This is a genomic window from Streptomyces thermoalcalitolerans (assembly GCF_039525155.1).
GTDB classification, from domain to species: domain Bacteria; phylum Actinomycetota; class Actinomycetes; order Streptomycetales; family Streptomycetaceae; genus Streptomyces; species Streptomyces thermovulgaris.
This window is the reverse complement of sequence record NZ_BAAAHG010000034.1, coordinates 26,571-45,530: the sequence shown is the minus strand read 5'-3', so window position 1 is coordinate 45,530 and position 18,960 is coordinate 26,571. Positions and strand designations below refer to the sequence as shown.

General features: G+C 69.5%; 16 protein-coding genes and 1 pseudogene. 9 read left to right on the top strand and 8 right to left on the bottom strand.

The window, feature by feature from the left end; genetic code table 11:
* Positions 1-146: 146 nt before the first annotated feature.
* The 3 genes and pseudogenes from ABD224_RS19265 to ABD224_RS19255 form a co-directional block, all read right to left on the bottom strand.
* Positions 147-772, bottom strand: a pseudogene (locus tag ABD224_RS19265) (endonuclease/exonuclease/phosphatase family protein); the annotation flags it as partial.
* Positions 773-940: 168 nt separating this feature from the next.
* Positions 941-2,068: a sensor histidine kinase gene (locus ABD224_RS19260; RefSeq protein ID WP_344051502.1), complete on the bottom strand. Its 1,128-nt coding sequence runs from the start codon at positions 2,066-2,068 to the stop codon at positions 941-943.
* Complete coding sequence (locus tag ABD224_RS19255; RefSeq protein ID WP_344051500.1) at positions 2,061-2,756, bottom strand: response regulator transcription factor; 696 nt, start codon at positions 2,754-2,756, stop codon at positions 2,061-2,063. Before ABD224_RS19255 ends, ABD224_RS19260 begins: the two co-directional genes overlap by 8 nt.
* Positions 2,757-3,553: 797 nt before the next feature.
* Here ABD224_RS19255 and ABD224_RS19250 point away from each other — a divergent pair.
* Entirely contained in the window at positions 3,554-4,132 is a 579-nt protein-coding gene (locus ABD224_RS19250; protein ID WP_344051498.1) for a hypothetical protein, read from the top strand.
* Between the two features lie 74 nt (positions 4,133-4,206).
* Here ABD224_RS19250 and ABD224_RS19245 read toward each other — a convergent pair whose 3' ends face one another.
* Positions 4,207-4,638, bottom strand: coding sequence for a winged helix-turn-helix transcriptional regulator (locus ABD224_RS19245; protein WP_344051496.1), 432 nt, complete (start codon positions 4,636-4,638; stop codon positions 4,207-4,209).
* A 135-nt stretch (positions 4,639-4,773) separates the two neighbouring features.
* On the opposite strand from ABD224_RS19245, the gene ABD224_RS19240 reads away from it, so the two are divergent.
* Entirely contained in the window at positions 4,774-5,592 is an 819-nt protein-coding gene (locus tag ABD224_RS19240) for an MBL fold metallo-hydrolase (protein ID WP_344051494.1), read from the top strand.
* A gap of 371 nt (positions 5,593-5,963) precedes the next feature.
* Positions 5,964-6,853, top strand: a protein-coding gene (locus ABD224_RS19235; protein ID WP_344051492.1) for an IS5 family transposase whose coding sequence is annotated in 2 segments (ribosomal slippage) — positions 5,964-6,330 and positions 6,330-6,853 — 891 coding nt in all. Because the reading frame shifts where the segments join, the coding sequence is not laid out codon by codon here.
* A gap of 233 nt (positions 6,854-7,086) precedes the next feature.
* Here ABD224_RS19235 and ABD224_RS19230 read toward each other — a convergent pair.
* The gene (locus ABD224_RS19230) at positions 7,087-7,563 is read right to left on the bottom strand and encodes a GNAT family N-acetyltransferase (protein WP_344051489.1); all 477 of its coding nucleotides are present in this window, start codon (positions 7,561-7,563) and stop codon (positions 7,087-7,089) included.
* A gap of 749 nt (positions 7,564-8,312) precedes the next feature.
* Positions 8,313-9,176: an SDR family oxidoreductase gene (locus ABD224_RS19225; RefSeq protein ID WP_344051487.1), complete on the bottom strand. Its 864-nt coding sequence runs from the start codon at positions 9,174-9,176 to the stop codon at positions 8,313-8,315.
* Positions 9,177-9,276: 100 nt separating this feature from the next.
* Between ABD224_RS19225 and ABD224_RS19220 the strand changes: the two genes are divergently transcribed.
* Positions 9,277-9,675 carry a winged helix-turn-helix transcriptional regulator gene (locus tag ABD224_RS19220; protein ID WP_344051485.1) on the top strand — a complete coding sequence of 133 codons (399 nt, stop codon included), beginning with the start codon at positions 9,277-9,279 and terminating at the stop codon, positions 9,673-9,675.
* A gap of 441 nt (positions 9,676-10,116) precedes the next feature.
* On the opposite strand, the gene ABD224_RS19215 is transcribed toward ABD224_RS19220, so the two are convergent.
* Together ABD224_RS19215 and ABD224_RS19210 are read right to left on the bottom strand one after the other, a co-directional pair.
* On the bottom strand, positions 10,117-10,983 hold the full coding sequence (locus ABD224_RS19215; RefSeq protein WP_344051483.1) for an AraC family transcriptional regulator: 867 nt from the start codon (positions 10,981-10,983) through the stop codon (positions 10,117-10,119).
* A 503-nt stretch (positions 10,984-11,486) separates the two neighbouring features.
* A complete protein-coding gene (locus tag ABD224_RS19210) occupies positions 11,487-12,044 on the bottom strand; it encodes a pyridoxamine 5'-phosphate oxidase family protein (RefSeq protein ID WP_344051480.1) in 558 nt (185 codons plus the stop codon).
* Positions 12,045-12,463: 419 nt separating this feature from the next.
* On the opposite strand from ABD224_RS19210, the gene ABD224_RS19205 reads away from it, so the two are divergent.
* The 5 genes from ABD224_RS19205 (at position 12,464) to pqqA (ending at position 18,884) form a co-directional block, all read left to right on the top strand.
* A complete protein-coding gene (locus tag ABD224_RS19205; protein WP_344051478.1) occupies positions 12,464-13,858 on the top strand; it encodes a DNA-binding protein in 1,395 nt (464 codons plus the stop codon).
* Between the two features lie 38 nt (positions 13,859-13,896).
* The gene (katG, locus tag ABD224_RS19200; protein WP_344051476.1) at positions 13,897-16,179 is read left to right on the top strand and encodes a catalase/peroxidase HPI; all 2,283 of its coding nucleotides are present in this window, start codon (positions 13,897-13,899) and stop codon (positions 16,177-16,179) included.
* A 377-nt stretch (positions 16,180-16,556) separates the two neighbouring features.
* Positions 16,557-17,018 carry an MSMEG_3727 family PQQ-associated protein gene (locus ABD224_RS19195; protein WP_344051474.1) on the top strand — a complete coding sequence of 154 codons (462 nt, stop codon included), beginning with the start codon at positions 16,557-16,559 and terminating at the stop codon, positions 17,016-17,018.
* 19 nt (positions 17,019-17,037) lie between these two features.
* Positions 17,038-18,738: a PQQ-dependent dehydrogenase, methanol/ethanol family gene (locus tag ABD224_RS19190; protein WP_344051472.1), complete on the top strand. Its 1,701-nt coding sequence runs from the start codon at positions 17,038-17,040 to the stop codon at positions 18,736-18,738.
* Positions 18,739-18,785: 47 nt separating this feature from the next.
* The gene (pqqA, locus tag ABD224_RS19185) at positions 18,786-18,884 is read left to right on the top strand and encodes a pyrroloquinoline quinone precursor peptide PqqA (RefSeq protein ID WP_344051470.1); all 99 of its coding nucleotides are present in this window, start codon (positions 18,786-18,788) and stop codon (positions 18,882-18,884) included.
* The last annotated feature ends 76 nt before the right edge of the window (positions 18,885-18,960 follow it).

Sequence of the window (18,960 nt, the reverse complement as noted above, 5' to 3'; positions counted from 1 at the left end):
TGCCGATCACAGCTCCGCTGAGGGCTCGGAATAAAAAATTTTGGTTGCCGGCCACGAACCATGGGCGCATGGCGCAACTCCGTGCCAGTGCCTTCGGCGGTGCGCGTTTGCCGCCCAGCCATGCTTCAAGGGGAGCTTTATGGGACCACGTACACCGCCAGTGGCCCCTGGTCCGTGGCCACCGTGGTGCGCAGTGCCCGGGGCGGGTCGACGGGGGGTCCTCGGCCCGCCGGGTCTGTGCCGGCGGGCCGGCGTTGCCGCGCAGGACGTCGACCGGCCGGGACTGCGACAGCGGCAGTCTGCTCCACAGTCCGACCGTGCCCTGCACCGTGCGGTACGGATATGTCTTCGCCAGTTCCCTGGCGTACACGGCCGTGGTCTGCGGGGTCATCTCCTCGAGGGCCAGCAGGTCCGCGCCGAAGGCGGCCAGGGCGCGGGCGGTGCCGGCCGGGTCGGGGTTCTCGGCGTTGACGTTGTGGCTGACCACGGTGAGGTCGCCGCCCGGCCGGGACTTGTCGAGGAGCAGTTCGCCGAAGAGACTCAGCCACGTCACGGCCGGCAGCAGCAGCGCGACCGTCGCCGTGGCGGAGCGGCGCCACAGCGCCCCGGCGAGGAGCACCGGGACGAACAGGCCGAACCACGGCAGGAACGTCTCCACCAGACTGCCGAGGCCGCCCCGGTCCGTGATGTGCGCGTGCAGCAGCATGAGCAGGCCGAGCAGCAGCGCCAGCACCGCGGGAACCGGGCCGCGTTTCCGCGGGTCCGGTCTCAGGAGGCTGCGGGGCGCTTGGCGGACACGTGGGTGCCGAGTGCCTGAGCCGGTGTCCTCGTGGCCGGTGCCGCGCTGTCCGGCCTGAACCGTGCCCGGGTTCCCGGCGCGCTCCCCGGTGTCGCCCTGCTGCCGTACGTCGGGAGCTTCTCGTAGTGCTTCACTCACTGATCAGATGTCCTTCGGAGGAAGCGCCGGCGGCGCGGGCAGCCGGACGGCGACACGGAGTCCGCCCTGGGCACGCGGGGTGAGGGTGAGGGATCCGTCGTGCACCTCGGTGATCCGCCGGACGATGGCCAGGCCGAGCCCGACGCCTGCGTGGTCGTTGCGAATACGTTCGGTGGCACGTCGGAACGGCTCGGTGAGCGTCGCCGCCAACTGCAGGGAGAGCTTCTCACCGCTGTTCTCGACCGTGAGCACCACGGTGTCGGGGCCGGCGTGGGTCCCGATCCGCACCGTGCCCTTGTCGGGCAGGTTGTGCACGATCGCGTTGTGCACGAGGTTCGTCGTCAGTTGCAGCAGAAGTGCCTGTGAGCCGAAAGCCGGGGCGATGTCACCGGTGGTCTCGAGGGTGACACCGCGTTTCTCGGCGAGCGGGAGCAGTGTCTCGATCGTCTCGTCCACGAGCAGGGAGAGATCGACGGGTTCCCGGGTGAAGGACCTCTGGTCGGCGCGGCTGAGGAGGAGCAGCGCCTCGGTGAGGTCGATCGCCCGGGCGTTGACGGTGTGCAGGCGGTCCAGGATCTCGTCGAGGTCCTGCGTCGGATCGTTGCGGGCCACGTCGAGAAGCGTCTGCGAGATCGCCAGCGGGGTGCGCAGTTCGTGCGAGGCGTTGGCCGCGAATCTCTGCTGCTCGGCCACGTGCGCTTCGAGGCGGGCGAGCATCGTGTCGAAGGCGTCGGCGAGTTCGCGGAACTCGTCCTTGCGGCCCGGCAGCCGGATCCGGTGGGAGAGCGATCCTTTCGCGGCCACTCTGGTGGCATCCGTGATGCGGGTCAGCGGGGCGAGCATGCGGCCGGCGAGGACCCACCCGCCCACGAGACCGAACACCAGCAGGAAAGCCAGTACTGCGGCTGCCTTCGGGGCGAACACGCCCAGAAGGGCGGACCGGACGGGGAAGACGCCCTCGAGACTGCCCCCGCTCTTGTCGTCGGGGTTGATGAGCATCGCCCGATCGGGGACGTAGCGCAGGAGGAACAGCCACACCGCCGCGAGCAGCAGGAGGCCGGCGAGCATGAGGAATCCGGCGTAGCTGAGGGTGAGCTTGAAGCGCACACTGACTCCGGGCCGCCTATCCACGGTCCTCTCCCCCGTGGCCGGTCTCCGGTCGTGTGTCGATGCGGTATCCGACGCCGGGCACCGTGGCGATGATCCAGGGTTCGCCGAGCCGTTTGCGCAGAGCAGAGACCGTGATGCGTACGGCGTTGGTGAACGGGTCCGCGTTCCTGTCCCAGGCCCGCTCCAGCAGTTCCTCGGCGCTGACGACACCGCCTTCGGCTGCGACGAGGACTTCGAGCACCGCGAACTGCTTTCTGGTCAGCGCGACGTAGCGGCCGTCGCGGTGGACCTCGCGGCGGAACGGATCCAGGCGCAGGCCCGCGATCTCCCGCACGGGCGGCCTGTTGTGGGCGCGTCTGCGGTCGAGTGCTCGGAGCCTGAGCACGAGTTCCCGCAGCTCGAACGGCTTGGTGAGGTAGTCGTCGGCGCCGAGTGCGAACCCGGAGGCCTTGTCGTCGAGACGGTCGGCGGCGGTGAGCATGAGGATCGGCATGCCGCTGCCGGAGCCGACGATGTGTCTGGCGACGTCGTCACCGGAAGGGCCGGGAATGTCGCGGTCGAGGACGGCGATGTCGTAGGTGTTGGTGCTCAGCAGTTCCAAAGCGGTGTCGCCGTCACCGGCAATGTCGGACGCGATCGCTTCCAGGCGGAGGCCGTCGCGTATGGCTTCTGCCATATAGGGCTCGTCCTCGACGATCAACACACGCATGTTCCGAGGGTATGAGTCGCCACATATCGTCGGCATATCGAAAATCACAGGGGTGCCGACGCCGCCGCCGCATTGCCGTGACCGTCAGTGGGCCTGTGGTGACGGAACGGAAAAGGCTCCTGCCGGGTGTACCGGGCGCGATCGGCTATGGGGCGGTGCAGCAGGGGGGTACCTGCGGTGTCGCCCGAGGCCTGCGTGGCGCGCCGAGGACCGTTTCCGAGGTTCCGAGGTTCCGGGGTTCAGGTCGTGGTCGTGCAGCAGGCCCTCCTGGTGGTCCGGGAGCTGCTCGGCTTCGTCGTGTGCGGCTTGGGCGTCGGTTCGCGCGCACGGTGCCGGCCTGCCGGTCGCCGGCCCCGCGGGTGCCCCCCAGCCCGCCTGGGTGGCCTGGCAGGCGTCCGATATCGTCCCGGTGTCGATGTGCCCTGCCGAGGTGAGGGTGAGTGACGGGACCAAGTGTGGCAGGGCAGTGGTAATGGACATGATGGCCGGCTCGACAAGCTCAATAAGCGAAGACCCCGAGAGCGCTTGCTGTTGATTCCAGCCGCTGAGGCGAAGTTCTCGATCGGGGTGGTGCTGTGGGACGACATGGGCGACGTCCACCGGTCATTCGTGAAGCACAGCCTGCCGGACGGACGGGAGAAAAGCCTTTTCAAGGCCACCGTCGCGGGACTATCCGAAAAGCAAACGCTTCTTCCTGTGACCGTGCAGCTCGTCCCTCGGCCGGACAATGAATACAACCCCGAGGCGATCAGCGTGTCCGCGCCACCGAGCCTGGGGGTACGGACCATGAGCGGCACATGGGCTACATGTACGAGCGGAATCTGGTCTCGCTCGGTGGCCCTTTGCGGAGCCTGGCTCTCGTCTCCGACCGGCCGGTCGGCTGTCACGCGTTCGTCGAAGTCCACGAGGTGGACGAGCGGTGGGCCGACGCCGGCGAGGAGTTCGACGACCAGCTCTGCGTGCGCGGTGCGAGACGGTTGTACTCGTTCAGTTCCTTGCGGCTGAGGCTGCCCTGGTGGGAGGACCTCCGGGCCATGACGGTCGCATACGCCCGATCGGTTCGGCCGGACCTGATAGTGCCGCTCATCGGCCACTGGTCCTTCTGCAGTGAGGGCGCCCCTGAGGAACTTCTCCGTCGAACCGACCGGAAGGAGTTTCCCGTCACTCTCCACGTGCGGGGCGACCGGCTTCTGGCCTCCTACGAGGATCTCGTGCTGTCCGTCCTCGTGCCCTCCGGCGGGGACTTCTTCGACCGCACCATGAGGCAGGTGCGGGAAATGGGCGGCACGGCCACGGCCCTTGCCGAGGAACACCGCGGCGCTTTGAAGGTGTTCATCGAGGACGGTTCACCGGTTGATCCTCCTTTCGGTCGCTGACGGTGATCTGCGGCCGCTGCGTACGGAACAGTCCATGGGGCGGCCCCGGCCACGAGCGCCGGGCTCCCGCATCCTCAGGTCGTGTCCGACGGGTCATGCGATCGGCGACGGGTGTTCCGCTGCGCCATGCCCCACTCCCACATGCTGCGCACCACCGGCTCCAGCGCTCGGCCCTGGCTGGTCAGGACGTAGCGGACTCGGGGAGGCCAACCGGGGATACGGTGGCGCTCGATGACGCCCGCACTGGTCAACTGGGCCAGCCGGTCCGAGAGAACCTTGTCCGAGAGGGCGGGCAGGGCGGCGGACAGCTCGGAGTACGTGGCCTGACCGCGGCGCAGGAACTCGCGGAGTACCAGCGGCGTCCACCGGCCACCCAGCGCGGCGAGGGTGATGTCGACAGGGCATCTCGGTTCGCGGCCCGGCGGAACGAGGGCGCTGTCCGGGCAGTCCGCCAGCGGGCCGTCCTGATCATCCGCCGATACGTGTCCAACCGTTTGGTGAGCCACGAGAGCTCCTTCTAACGTCCGCCGTGAACGGCTCGCCGACTTGCCTCCCGGAAGGGCCTCATGCGTATCCACCATCTCAACTGCGCTTCTCTCCGGAAGATTCCACCGCTGCGTGAAGAACTCACGTCAGGCGTCGTGGACCGCGACCTGACCGCTGTCCCCGCTGTCTGCCATTGCCTGCTCATCGAGACGGACTCGGGCGGGCTGGTCCTGGTCGACACCGGCCTCGGCACCGCCGACCTGCAGCATCCCGACCGGTCGCTGGGTGCGGACTGGGTGGCCTGGGCCCAGCCCGTGCGGGACCCCGAGGAGAGCGCGCTGCGCCAGGTGGTCCGCCTCGGGTACGCGCCCCAGGACGTGCGGCACATCGTGCTCACCCACCTGCATCGCGACCACACGGGAGGACTGCCGGACTTTCCTCACGCACGGGTGCATGTGCATCCCGACGAGTACCGGGCCGTCACCGATCCCACGGCAGCGCATCACCGGCACAGCCTCGACCGCTTCATGCCGGCCCACCGGGCGCACAACCCGCTGCTGGTGCCCGCGCCCGTGGAGGAGCACACGGAGTGGTTCGGCTTCTCAGGTGTGGCACGGCCGCAGGGGCCGGCGTGCGAGCTGCTGCTGGTGCCGTTGCCCGGCCATTCGGCGGGACACGCGGGTGTCGCCGTGCGCGACGGCGACGGACGGTGGCTGTTGCACGCGGGCGACGCGTACATGTACCACGGTGAACTCGAGCACACCCCGCCTCTCCCCCACCCTGTCTTCGAGCCGGTCCAGCAGGGGGCACAGACCGATGCCGCGGCTCGTGTCACGACCCGCGACCGACTGCGTGCCCTCCGGCGCGACCATCGGGATGAGGTCACCGTCTTCAGCGCACATGACCCGTGGGAGTTCGCCCGTCTCGCCGCCCCCGCGGACTCCGACTGCCGTTGGTCCTCATCGGAGCCTTAGAGCCTGTCTGACAAATGATCACCGAGTGGGTGCAGCTCGGTCCAATTGCCTTGCCGTCCTGACGTCGGACAGTGATTCTGGGCAGGTGCCAGGACAGGGGAAGAGAAGACGGCGGCAAGAGGACGGGCGGCAGCGGCTTGCTGCTCGCGCCGCGCCGGACGCGGGCCAGTGGAAAGTGGTCGTTGAGACGCGGGACCAGGCGGAGATGCGTACACGGTTGCGCCGTCTTCGGGAGGCAGGAGTCGACGGGTCGATGATCCGGATCGACACGCTGTGCGGGCGCCTGGGGCTGCCGACCACCTACCGGCTGAGCTGTTTCGTGACGGACCCCGCGCGGGAGTCCGAGCACGAGCACTCTGATCATTAATCTTGTGGCAGGTCGAGGTGAGTTGACGGATGCGGCGTGGGAGCGGATAGAGCCCCTGTTGCCGCGGGTGGATGGGCCTGGTCGTCCGTGGCGTGATCACCGGCAGGTGGTCAACGGGGTGCTGTGGCAACTGCGGACGGAGACTCCGTGGCGCGATCTGCCCGAGCGGTACGGACCCTGGCAGACGGTCTACGAGCGGTTCGCCCGCTGGGAAGCGGACGGGACCTGGGTGAAGCTGCTGGAACACGTCCAGGTCCGCGACGACGCGGTGGGCCGGGTGGAGTGGACCGTCTCCATCGACTCCACGATCAACCGAGCCCACCAGCACGCGGCCGGCACCCGTAAAAAGGGGCCGCAGACAGGGACAAACCGGAAGATCCGGACCACTCGCAGGCGCGTCAGGCCCTCGGACGGTCCCGGGGCGGACTGACCACCAAGGTCCACCTCGCCGTCGACGGCCGGGGCCTCCCGCTGTCCATCGTGCTCACGCCCGGTAACGTCAACGACGCCACCGCGTTCGGCCAGGTCCTCGACAGCATCCGCATCCCGCGCGCTGTTACGGGCCGACCTCGCACGACACCGGCGCGGGTGTTGGGCGACAAAGCGTATTCCAGCTGGGCTATACGCCACCTGCTGCGGCGCCGGGGCATCATTGCCACGATCCCCGAACGCCGCGATCAGATGGCCAACCGCCGGCGACGTGGAACCCACGGTGGTCGCCCGCCCGCCTTCGACAAGGACATCTACCGCGCCCGCAATGTGGTCGAACGATGCTTCGCCCGTCTCAAACAGTTCCGTGCGATCGCGACGAGATTCGACAAGCTCGCCGATCGCTACCAGGCTGGAATCGTCCTGGCAGCTCTGATCCTGTGGCTCCGCGAACCCGCCGGATGATCGTTTGCCAGACAGGCTCTAGCTGGATCACGGCGAGGGGCGCGGCAAGGACGACAGTGCCGTCGGGTGCGTCTCCGGAAGGACGTGCCTTTGTCCATCCGGTCATGCTCTGAACCGAACAGCGGTGTGCGTGCTGGGTGTTGCGTCCCGGAGCGGGCGGAGCGATGGCGGCTTCGTCCTCGTCCTTCCCCGCAGTCGGCGTGATCGGCCGGCCGAGGAGCGATGAGTCCTTGTCAAGAGCTGTGGGTCGGATCAGGTCGAGGCGCCTTGGTGGACATCCTGATCTTGATGTTGTTCTCGCCGTGCCGGGCGACTTCGTGCAGGCCCAGCCGCCGGTAGAGGGCCTGGGCCCGGTGGTTGACGACGAGGACGTCCAAGGTGAGGTCCTGGCCCTGTCGGCGGGCTTGGTCCAGGAGACCGCGGATGAGCCTGCTGCCGATGCCGCGTCCCTGGTAAGCGGGGTGGATCTCGATTCGTGCCAGGTAGATCTCGGTGGGCCGGTGCTCGACGTGGAGCATGCCCGCATCGGTGCCGTCGACGGTGATGATCTGCCACTGGCCGGGGTTGAACACGCGGTCGTGGAAGTCGCGTTGGGCCTGCTCGTCCCAGCCCCAGATGGCCGTGACGTAGGCGCCCATGGCGGCTTTGTGCAGCTGGAAGCAGTACTCGCTGTCCGCGGAGGTCGCCGGTCGCAGGCCGATGGCTGTCATGCCGCGCGCTCCGTGGGCCGGTTCACTGCGGCTGCCGGCAGGCCGACCGCTGTCCTTACGGTGCGGAGACGGTGGTGGCCGTCGCGGACTGCCAAGTGCCGTCCGCGGGCGTCCTCCGGCACGGTCTCGTCGATCAGTGAACCGGCAGCGGTGGCGACCTCTTCGTCGGCCGTGCTGAGCACGGGCGTGCCTCTCCGGCCCGCGCTGCGAACGCGGGCCTGGCTTGGTGACCGATGCAGGACCATTCGGAATGGTACGCCCTTCGTGTGTCGTCTCGAGGACCGATGCACAAGTCATGAGCATTGTTCGCGTCACCACTGAAGTAAGGCAAGGTCGTTGATCAGACACTCCTGCGGGTCCTGCTCTCCTTCCGAGGACTTCCGTTTGAACTCCACGGGTTGGCCGTAGCCCTGAGAGGCCGTCACTCGTGGCCGGGGTGCACGGATGGCCCATGCGGGAAGGCCGGGTGGTGAGCAGCGTACGGCGGCCCTTTCCGCGGTCGGAGCGGCGCTGTGTCGCGTATGTCGCGCGCCCGCCCCCGCAGCTCGCCGGGCAACGTGACGAGGGTCCCGAGATGTGCGAGGGGAGCCTGGCGGTCAGGCCGGGGTTTTCTCGCGGGCTTTGGTCTCGCGGGTTTTAGTGACGTCCTTCAGGATGACGCCGCCGCATCTGCCGCGTTCGCCGATCGCCCGACCGCCCAGGCATCGGTCAGTTCTTGTGTCAGGTCCCGGCCGGGGCCATGGCGATCGTCACTGTCGGTTCTTCAGGGCAGCCGTGATGGAGTCGGCGAGCGGGACCGTGGGCCGGCCGAGCAGGCGTGCGAGGTCCCCGCTGCCGCCGGCGAGCAGTCCCGGACGGATGGCGTTGACGTCGACATCGACGAGGATCTCGGCGAAGGGAGCCGGTACCCCGGCGCTGGTGAGTGCCTGAAGGAACTGCTCGGGAGGCAGGTCGTGGTAGGCCACGGGGCGACCGGACTGGCGCGCGAGTTCAGCCGCGTACTCGGCGAGTGTGAAGGCCTGGTCGCCGCTGAGTTCGTAGGCCGTGTTGTCGTGGCCCTCGGTGGTCAGGACGACGGCGGCGGCCTCGGCGTAGTCGGCGCGGGGGGCGGCACCGATGCGGCCGTCGCCGGCCGACCCCAGGACGCCGTGCTCCAGCTGAACCGACATCTGGTCGGTGTAGTTCTCGGTGTACCAGCCGTTCCTGAGGAAGGTGTGGTTGAGGCCGCTGTCCACGATGAGCTGCTCGGTGGCCTTGTGCTCCTCGGCGAGGCGGAAGTCGGCCCGCGGTCCGCCGAGGATGCTCGTGTAGACGAGACGGGCGACGCCGGCGGCCTGGGCGGCTTCGACGACCGCGGTGTGCTGGGGCAGGCGCCTGCCGACCTCGTTGGCCGAGATGAGCAGCACCGTGTCACCGGCCTGGAATGCCGTGGCGAGCGTCTCGGGCTGGTCGTAGTCGGCCACGCGCAGAGCGACACCCCGGGCGGCCAGGTCGGCGGCCTTGCCCGGGTCGCGGACCACGGCGGCGATGTCGCCGGCGGGGACCCGGTCGAGCAGGGCTGCGACCACAAGGCGGCCGAGCTGTCCGGTGGCGCCGGTGACGACAATGCTCATGGTTTTTACTCCGTGGAGGGTGTTTCGATCATTCGCTGATACGCAGCCTAGGAATGCGCGCACCATTCCGGAAGTACGCACCAAAAAGTAAGTGGGACAAATGACCACCGATCCTCAGATAACAAGCCTTTCCGCACCACGTGAGTTCAGCGTGTTCTCCGCCCAGTGCCCCTCCCGCTCCATCCTCGACCGGATCACCAGCCGGTGGGGGGTGCTGGTCCTGGCGGCACTGCGTGGGCGTGTTCTGCGATTCAGCGAACTGCGCCGCACCGTCGAGGGGGTGAGCGAGAAGATGCTCGCGCAGACCTTGCAGACCCTTGAGCGTGAGGGATTTGTACGCCGTACGGCCTACCCGGTGGTACCGCCGCGCGTGGAGTACGCCCTCACTCCCCTGGGGGAGGAAGCCGCCGGCCTTGTGGTCGGCTTCGTGCAGTGGGCGGAGCAGAAGGCCCCCGAGGTTCTCCGGGCGCGTGCCGACTACGACGCGCGCCACCGCTGACGGGACGGTGCGGCCCGAGGTGTGCCTCCGGGGAGGCGTGGGCTGCCTGCTGGTCTGCCGGTCGTACGCCTCGGTATCGGCGTACCCGCTCGGAGGCAGGGCGGTGTGCGCGGTGCCGGGGGCCGGCGTTCGGGCCGGCACTGTCGTGTCTGGTCAGTGGTGTCAGCCGCCCGGTGTGCGATGCCTGGTGCACCCTGTCGGAGCTTTCGGGGACGAGGTCCCTGCCGGTGCGAGGATGCCGACCGCGAGTGGCTCCTGGGCAACGGCTGATCGGCCACTGGTGCGTGATGTGTTCTTCGGAGGGGTGCTCGAAGGGGGGACGGGTGAGTGCTTCAGCCGGCCGGGGAGGCCGGCTGAAGCACTCATACGGTCAGGTGTCTCGGTCTGGTGTCGTGTTCACCTCTGTTCTCGTCACTTCTGTTCTCGTCACCTCTGTTCTCTTCACCTCGGTTCCTGCTCCACCGGAAGCCACAGCTCGGCATCGGCTTCGGTCCTGTCCGGGGACAGGCGGGTGCGCAGGATCTCGGGGCCGGGGCGGCTGCGGTACGGGTTGGACGGGAACCACTGGGTGAACACGTCCCGCCACAGCTCCTGGATGGCCTGCGGTGCCGGCCCGGAGGTGGTGAAGACCGCCCAGGTTCCCGCCGGAACCGGGAGGACCGTGGTGCCGTCGGGGGCAACCGCCGACGTGATCACCCCGTGGTAGTAGTCGAGCTCGGTGCCTTCGGCACGGCTCGGGTCCAGGTCGTCGCAGACCGCTACGACACCGCGCGGCTCCTGGTCCGACAGCTTCTCCAGGCGTTCGAGAAGCCGCGGATCGATCCCGCGGACGAAGTCGATGATCGCCTGATTCCGCCCGGTGTGGACCAGTGGCACCCGGGTCTTGAGGCCGACGACGTTGAAGCCCGGCTTGTCCACCACGCGATAGCGCATGCTGCTGCTCCCTTCGACGGTGAGGCGGAAGGTCAACCGGGGCTGGGAGACGAGCGCGGCGCCGGTGCGCCGGGCCTCGCCCGGCCCGACCCCGTGCATGGCGCGGAATGCCCGGGCGAATGCCTCGCCCGAGCCGTAGCCGTAGCGCACCGCGATCTCCAGCAAGGACTCGTGTCCTGCGAGCACCTCGGCACCCGCGACAGTGAGCCGGCGGCGCCGTATGTACTCCGACAGCGGCATGCCCGCGAGCGCGGAGAACATCCGGCGCAGGTGGTACTCCGAGGTGGTCGCGATGCGCGCCAGCTCGGCCACGTCGATGTGCCGGTCGAGGTGGTGCTCGATGTGCTCCAGGGTCTGGTTGAGGCGCTCCAGCACTCCCGGTCTCCTTCCTTCGATGCGACCGTCACGTTAGGCAGCGGGCGCCCTGCCGGACCCGACATCCTGTGCCCGATCGGGTCGGGTGCGTGGGACGGTCCGGTGATGGGGCACAGTGGTGCCCGCCTTGTGCGGCGTCGCATCGGCAGCCGGCTGCCGGGTGCGGTGGAGGAGTTGTCGCCGAGGAGGACAGTGGCGGTCAGCTCACCGGTGTCACACGCCTTGCCGCAGTCGGCTCGCTCTTCGGACGGGGTCGTGCGGTCCGCATTGCCCGGGTGCCGGTTCCGGGGCGCTGGACGGTGTCCGTGATCACCGATGGCGGCCGGTGTCTCTCCGGCGCGGTGGGGGGGCGGCGAGCTGGTGGACGTCCCCAGGAGGTCCTCAGGACCGTACTCCGGTGGTGGTGCGCCCGGGCCGCGGGCGAGCCGCGGAAGGCCGCCGGGCGGCCGTGCCCGCCCGTTCCGTCCGCGCCATGCCTGCCGCGGTCCCAGGAACCCCGCTGCTCAGAACGTCCACCGCGTATGGGTGTACACCCCGTCGACCCGGCCGAAGCCGTACACCGTGGCCGGGGACACCGCGAACACCACCGCGTCCCTCTTCCGGAACGTGTCCCCGATCCCGTGGAAGGTGCCCTCGGGCGAAGTGATGTGCGCCCCGTACTTGGCCTCGTATGCCGTGATCACTTCCTCCAGCACCGCCGGGTCGGCAACCGGTTCCGCTGTTCCCTCGACCACGAGGTCGAGCCCTTCGGTGAGCGAGTTTCCCCCGGTGGTCAGCGCGCAGTGCCCGTCGTGGGCGAGGTTTCTCGCCTTCTGCTCCCCCACGCCGGTGGAGAAGTACAGCGCCCCGTGGTGCCAGGCGGCGATCATGGGAGTGACGTGCAGCCGGCCGTCGGGTCGTACCGTGGACACCCAGAAGATCTCGGCGGTCTCCAGCCGTCGCCGGGCCTCGGCCCACTCGGTGGCGGTGACATCCGCGGCTCCCGGGCGGGAATTGAGCGCGGAGCTGTAACGGGTGTCGAGCTCGGTCGTGGGCTGCTTCGCGGGTCCCTGGGCCGGCATGGCGGCCTCCTTCCTCCCCCGACGACCGGCTACCCACATCGAAACCATCGCCACATCCGGCCGGGGACGGCGGGGAGGCCGCTGGGGTCACGGTGATGCTCTCCCGGACGGCCGGCGGACCGCCGGCCGCGCCCCTTGTCCGCGGGTGGCCGCCAGGGCCGGCCGGGACGCGGACTTCCTCCGCGATGCGAATTTCCCCGATGCGGTCCCGGGTGGGACGTGCACGGCCCGACGGCGGTACCTAGGGTGGGAGTGCGGGAGCTGCGGGCCTGTGACGCAGCCTGGAACGAGTGATGACGCAGGCAGACGTGTGACACAGTGCCCGGTCCGCGGTGGGTCCGGTCGCGACAGGCGGCGGCCTGCGTGGGCCGTGCACACGTCGTCGGGTGTCGGGGACGGACCAAGGGCGGTTCCGAACCATGAGGGAAGTACATCGGCTCGAGCCCATCCCGGCGACTTCGGGCGGCGGCAGCGTGCTCGCGGCGTGGGAACGGTTTGTGCAGGGCGAGGATCAGGTCCCGGGTGTCCGGCCCCTGGTGGCGGCCTCCTGGCACCGCTGCCGGGATCAGTACGGGGTCGATCCTCGTCTCTCGAAGGCCCCGGTGGCCGTCGCGGAGCCCGTCCATGCGCCCGAGCACGATGCCGTGTTCGCCGAGCTGGGGTTTCACGCCGCTTCGGTGGCACGTGAACTGGGCGGCTCCGGTGGCATGGTCACCGTCGCCGACGCCACCGGCCGGATCCTGGCCGAGTGGGGCGACCAGGCCACGCTCGCCAGAGCCGAGGACTCCTGTCTGACGCCCTGGTTCTGCTGGTCGGAGTGCGCGGCCGGCACGAACGGCGTGGGCACGGCGCTCGAGGCGCACGGCCCGGTGCCGATCAGGGGCGCGGAGCACTGGTGCCAGGCGTTCCACAGCTGGGCCGGCACGGGCATCGCGGTGCGTGACGTGGTGACCAAGGAACCGATCGCGGTCCTGGGCATCTGCTGCTGGCGCAGCCAGCTTCCCTCGGACGTGGGAAGCCGGCTGGTGAACGCGGCCTCCACGGCCCGGCACACGCTGAAGAGGCGTGCCCGGGACAGCGGCGTCGAGCTGGTCGCGGCCTACTCCCGGGCCAGGGCACGCTCCGGTGCGGCGCTCGCCGCGGTGGACCCCGCGGGCAAGGTGGTGATCGCCGATGACACGGCGAGTGTGCTGCTGGGCGTTCCGGCGTCCGCTCCGGCGGTCGACCCCACGCTGCGGTGGAACACCGGGCTGCCGGAACTGGTCGCAGCCGCCCGGTGTGCCACCAGGCAGGCGGCCCGCGATCCCCACTGGGTCGGCACGACGCAGATCTTCGCCCATCTCGCCGACGGGCCGACGCCGATCAGCATCCGCCCCGTCTTCTCGTCCGGACACCTGCTCGGGAACCTGGTCTCGTTCGGTGTCTCCGACGGGACACAGGTGCCCCAGGCGGAGGAGTCCGCGCATCCCCGGGTGCGGCCGCGCCGGCTGGTCGCGGTGCGTGACAACCGGATGGTGCTGCTGCGGCTGCCGGAAATCCTCTTCGCCGAATCGCAGAGGAACGACGTGTGGCTCTCCACCGACCAGGGGTGGCTGCGAGCCGCCTCCTCGAGCCTGGACAGGCTCGGCAGTGAGCTGGCGGATGCCGGATTCCTGCGGGTGCACCGCCGGTATGTGGTCAACCTCAGCCGCGTCCGGGAGGTCGAGCGCGGCCCCAAGGGCGAACTGTCCTTGGTCATGGAGGACCGGACGAACGAGAGGGTGCCGGTTTCCCGGCGGAACACGCCGGCCGTGCGTCGCGCGCTGAACCTCTGAGTTCCCCGGCACAGTCTCCGTCCCGGAAGGAGATTTCCGTGTCCGACAGTCCAGACACCGTTGCCGGCGACAGGAACACCGGGAAGAACGCGGGGGGTCTCGGCCTCTCCGCCCCGGTCGGGCACCGCGGTCGCCCGGCGGGGAGCGCGAGCAACCGCGACTGGTGGCCGAACCGGCTCGACCTGAGGATTCTCCGGAAACACGCTGCCGCGGCCGACCCCATGGGCGAGGACTTCGACTACGCCGCGGAGTTCCGGACGCTCGACCTCGACGCCCTGGCGCGGGACGTCGACGAGGTGCTGACGACGTCGCAGGAGTGGTGGCCGGCCGACTTCGGCCACTACGGGCCGCTTGTGATCCGGATGGTGTGGCACTGCGCCGGGACGTACCGCATCGCCGACGGACGCGGTGGGGCGAGCGCCGGCATGCAGCGCTTCGCGCCGGTGAACAGCTGGCCGGACAACCGCAACCTGGACAAGGCGCACCGGCTGCTGTGGCCGGTGAAGAAGAAGTACGGCCGCAGGATCTCCTGGGCCGACCTGATGGTCTTCGCGGGCAACCGCGCCCTGGAGACGATGGGGTTCAGGACCTTCGGCTTCGCCGGCGGCCGGGCGGAGGTCTGGGAGCCCGACGAGGGCGTTTACTGGGGTCCCGAGCACGCCTGGCTCGGCGATGAACGCCACGGCGGCGTCCGGGAGCTGGAGGATCCTCTGGCCGCCGCCCAGATGGGCCTCATCTACGTCAACCCGGAGGGGCCGAACACCGTTCCGGACCCGCTCGCCGCGGCCCGGGACATCCGCGAGACGTTCCGGCGCATGGGGATGAACGACGAGGAGACCGTCGCACTGATCACGGGCGGCCACACATTCGGCAAGACCCACGGTGCGGCCGCCCCGGAGGCCCATCTCGGTCCCGAGCCCGAAGGTGCCCCTCTCGAGGAGCAGGGCCTGGGCTGGAAGAGCGGCTACGGCACCGGGAAGGGCGCGGACGCCATCTCCAGCGGGCTCGAGGGTACGTGGACCCCCACCCCGACGACCTGGGACAACAGCTTTCTCGAGACCCTGTTCGGCTACGAGTGGGAGCTGGAGCTGAGTCCCGCCGGTCTGTGGCAGTGGATCCCGAGGGACGGCGGCGGGGCCGGCACCGTGCCGGATGCCCACGACCCGTCGGTGGCCCACGCCCCGACGGTGCTGACGACGGATCTGGCGCTGCGGTCGGACCCGGTCTACGAGCCGATCGCGAGGCGTTTCCTGGAGCACCCGGATCAGCTCGCGGAGGCGTTCGCCCGGGTCTGGTTCAAGCTGACGCACCTCGACATGGGCCCGGTCCGGCGCTACCTCGGGCCGCTGGTCCCCCGGGAGACGCTGCTGTGGCAGGACCCGGTGCCCGCCGTGGACCACGCGCTCGTCGAAGCGGCGGACATCGCCGCGCTCAAGAGCCGGATCCTCGCCTCCGGGCTGTCGGTCCCCCAGCTCGTCTCGACCGCGTGGGCGTCGGCCTCGACGTTCCGCGTCAGCGACAAGCGGGGCGGGGCGAACGGCGCGCGCATCCGCCTCGAGCCGCAGCGGAGCTGGGAGGTCAACGACCCGGACACGCTGGCGCGGGTGCTGCACACCCTGGAGGGGATCCAGGAGTCCTTCAACGGCTCCCGGGCCGGGGGCACGAGGATCTCGCTGGCCGACCTCATCGTGCTCGGCGGAGCCGCCGCCGTCGAGCAGGCCGCCAGGGCCGCCGGCCACGACGTCCGGGTCCCCTTCGTTCCGGGGCGCACGGACGCCGTGCAGGAGTGGACCGATACGGAGTTCTTCGCCGCGCTCGAGCCGGCCGCGGACGGGTTCCGCAACTACCGCGGTGCGGGCGGCCGGCTGCCGTCGGAGCATCTGCTGGTCGACCGTGCGAGCCTGCTGGGACTGAGCGCTCCCGAGATGACCGTCCTCGTGGGTGGCCTGCGGGTGCTGGGTGCCACCCACCGGCAGTCCTCGCTGGGTGTCCTCACCTCGACGCCCGGGGCGCTGACCAACGACTTCTTCGTGAATCTGCTCGACATGGGCACGGTCTGGGAGCCGGCCTCCGCGGCCGCGGAAACCTTCGAGGGCCGCGACCGCGCCACCGGTGAGGTCAAGTGGACCGGCAGCCGCGTCGATCTCGTCTTCGGCGCGCACTCCGAGCTGCGTGCCCTCGCGGAGGTCTACGCGAGCGACGACGCACGGGAGAAGTTCGTGCGGGACTTCGTCGCCGCGTGGGACAAGGTCATGACTCTCGACCGGTACGACCTCGCCCGGTCCCCCGCCGGAGCCCGGACACCGGAAGAGGCATGGTGACCGGCCGTCCGCCGGCATCCCCGGCCGACCGGCGGACGGCCGGCCGGGGATGCCGCCGGCCCTGCGCGACCGGTGCGGCCCGGTCCCTGCCCAGCGGTGGGACATCGGGGACGAACGGCGGCCGGCCGCGGACGAACGGCAAAGCCGCTCCGAAACGGCGCTCGCCCTTCTCGGTGTGATTCATCGGGCGTAGCGTGTTTCTTGAGCACCGATTGCAGCCAGATGACGGGCGACGCGAAAGAAAAAAATTCCGAGCCGGACTCGGGAAATCCTTTTCTGAGCGGAAGTGCGCAGCCGACCGGGTCGTACCGCCGCCGATGCGACCGATGCGAAGCGGGCAGGGAGATTCGCGACGAGCTGAGGGGAGTGAAGCCCCGATGACGACCGCGCAGGAGCGATCCGATCTGCTGGACGAGATCGGGTTGGCCGCACAGAACAAAGCAGCGCTGGGGCAAGTACTGGGAACCGGAAGCATCGGGCGGGCCACCGAGAAACCGGACGGCACCATGCAGGCCACCATTCGTATCAACCCGGACGAACTGACCTGGGATCCCTCCATTCTGGTCATGCCCCATGGAGGCGATATCGAGCTCGAGCTCATCAATGACGACCTGAACACGCACTGCGCGCTTCTGCCGAGCAACGGCGACCGGAAGTTCATCTGGCTGGTGAACCACTCGCGGGGACGGGCGACCCTCAACCTCGACGGACCGGGCTACTACTGGTTCGCCTCGCCCACGGGCAACGACGAGGGCCGGGGACTGACCGGGGCCATCGTCGTCCTGGGGGACGTTCCGCCGGAGGCCCGTCTCGACCGGCCCGAACAGCCGCGGCCGTAGAAAGAAGGAGGTGGGGTACATGACCGTCGCCTACGTGGACGCGGGTGAGGCCGTCGACCAGGGAACCCTGAACTACAAGACCCCGGGCGGGGACGTCGCACCGCCGGTCGTGGCCGGTGTCGACTACGAACGGCTCCTCAATGCCCGTGAGGAACCCCAGAACTGGCTCACCTACTACGGCGCCTACAACGGACAGCGGTACAGCCCGCTGGACCAGATCAACACGGAGAACGTCAAACGCATCGGCCCCGCATGGGTCTTCCAGGCCGGTACGACCGGTCTGATCGCGGGCGCGTCGACCTACTCGTTCGAGGCCGCCCCGATCGTCGTCGACGGGATCATGTTCCTCTCCGGCTGGGACGGCTGGGTCTGGGCCCTCGACGCGAAGACGGGCGTGGAGATCTGGCGGTACAAGCACGCGATCCCCTTCGACGTGTCCCTGTGCTGCGGGAACGTGAACCGCGGGGTCGCCGTGGCCCGGGGGAAGGTCTTCTTCGTCACGGCGAACGCCCGGGTGCTCGCGCTCGACGCCACCAACGGCAAACCCTTCTGGAGCAGGACCTACGGAGACGTCCGGGCCGGGGAGAGCGCCACGCTCGCCCCGCTGGTCGTGAAGAACATGGTCATCGTCGGGAGTTCCGGCGGCGAGTTCGGCGTGCGCGGCCACCTCGACGCGTTCGACCTCGACACCGGTGAGCACCAGTGGCGCTGCTACACGGTGCCCAAGCCCGGTGAGCCCGGCTCGGAGACCTGGCCCGCCGGCAGCGAGGCCTGGGCGCGGGGCGGGGCGAACTGCTGGGTCACCGGCACCTTCGACCCGGAGACGAACCTGCTGTACGTCGGCACCGGCAACCCGGCGCCCGACTTCGACGGAGAGGTCCGCGAGGGCGACAACCTCTTCACCGACAGCATCATCGCCGTCGACGTGGACAGCGGCCGGATCCGCTGGCACTACCAGTGCACCCCGCACGACGTGTGGGACTACGACAGCATCGCCGAGTGCATCCTGTTCGAGCAGGACGGCCGCAAACTGCTCGGACACTTCGACAAGAACGGCTACTTCTTCGTCCTCGACCGCACGAACGGCGCGAGGGTCCAGATCACTCCCTTCGTGGACCGCATCACGTGGGGGGCGATCACGAGGGACGGCCAGGTGACGGCCAAGGTGTATCCGGACAAGGAGGGGGTACCGGTCCACTTCTACCCGGGTCCGGCCGGCGCCAAGGAGTGGACCCACGCGGCCTACAGCCCGAGGACCGGGCTCTTCTACGTCCCGGTTCAGGACACCGGTGCCACGGCCACCAGGCGACGCCGGGAGTTCAAGGAGAGCATTCCGTACTGGGGTGCGGGCGTTCAGGTGGACATCGAGGACATGGCGGGATCCATCAGCGCGTTCGACGCGAGCGGTGAGGAGAAGTGGCGCCGGCGCAACGATCTCCCGATGTGTGCCTCGGTACTGGCCACCGGCGGCGACCTGGTGTTCGCCGGGAAACCCTCCGGGGAGTTCGTCGCGCTCGACGCCCGTACCGGGGAGTCGCTGTGGCAGTTCCAGTGCGGGAGCGGGCACCACAGCAGCCCGACCACCTACATGGTCGACGGCAGGCAGTACATCGCCGTGCCGGTCGGCTGGGGCGGATGGGCCGAGGGGTTCCTGCCCGGCATGCTCGGCGCGGGACACGGAAGTGCCCTGATCTCCTTCGCCCTCCCGGAGCCGTCGTAGCGCGTGACCGAGGCCTGCCGTGATGCGGCCAGTGAGGAGGTGAATCCATGGAGTCCCAGCTCGCTGTGTGGGAGACGCCCGAGTTCGACGAGATCGATGTCGCGGCCGAGGTGACCATGTACGTCGCTCGACTGGAGGACGAGTGACACGGGAGTGACACGGGACGGCGCCGGACCTGGTCCGGCGCCCTCCGGGTGTGGGGGACGAGCACAGGCGGCCGGG

Coding starts and splice junctions, on each gene's coding strand:
- ABD224_RS19230 (WP_344051489.1), bottom strand. CDS start 7,563: ATGACAGCCATCGGCCTGCGACCGGCGACCTCCGCGGACAGCGAGTAC.
- ABD224_RS19225 (WP_344051487.1), bottom strand. CDS start 9,176: ATGAGCATTGTCGTCACCGGCGCCACCGGACAGCTCGGCCGCCTTGTG.
- ABD224_RS19255 (WP_344051500.1), bottom strand. CDS start 2,756: ATGCGTGTGTTGATCGTCGAGGACGAGCCCTATATGGCAGAAGCCATA.
- ABD224_RS19220 (WP_344051485.1), top strand. CDS start 9,277: ATGACCACCGATCCTCAGATAACAAGCCTTTCCGCACCACGTGAGTTC.
- ABD224_RS19250 (WP_344051498.1), top strand. CDS start 3,554: ATGGGCTACATGTACGAGCGGAATCTGGTCTCGCTCGGTGGCCCTTTG.
- ABD224_RS19190 (WP_344051472.1), top strand. CDS start 17,038: ATGACCGTCGCCTACGTGGACGCGGGTGAGGCCGTCGACCAGGGAACC.
- ABD224_RS19205 (WP_344051478.1), top strand. CDS start 12,464: ATGAGGGAAGTACATCGGCTCGAGCCCATCCCGGCGACTTCGGGCGGC.
- pqqA (WP_344051470.1), top strand. CDS start 18,786: ATGGAGTCCCAGCTCGCTGTGTGGGAGACGCCCGAGTTCGACGAGATC.
- ABD224_RS19195 (WP_344051474.1), top strand. CDS start 16,557: ATGACGACCGCGCAGGAGCGATCCGATCTGCTGGACGAGATCGGGTTG.
- ABD224_RS19210 (WP_344051480.1), bottom strand. CDS start 12,044: ATGCCGGCCCAGGGACCCGCGAAGCAGCCCACGACCGAGCTCGACACC.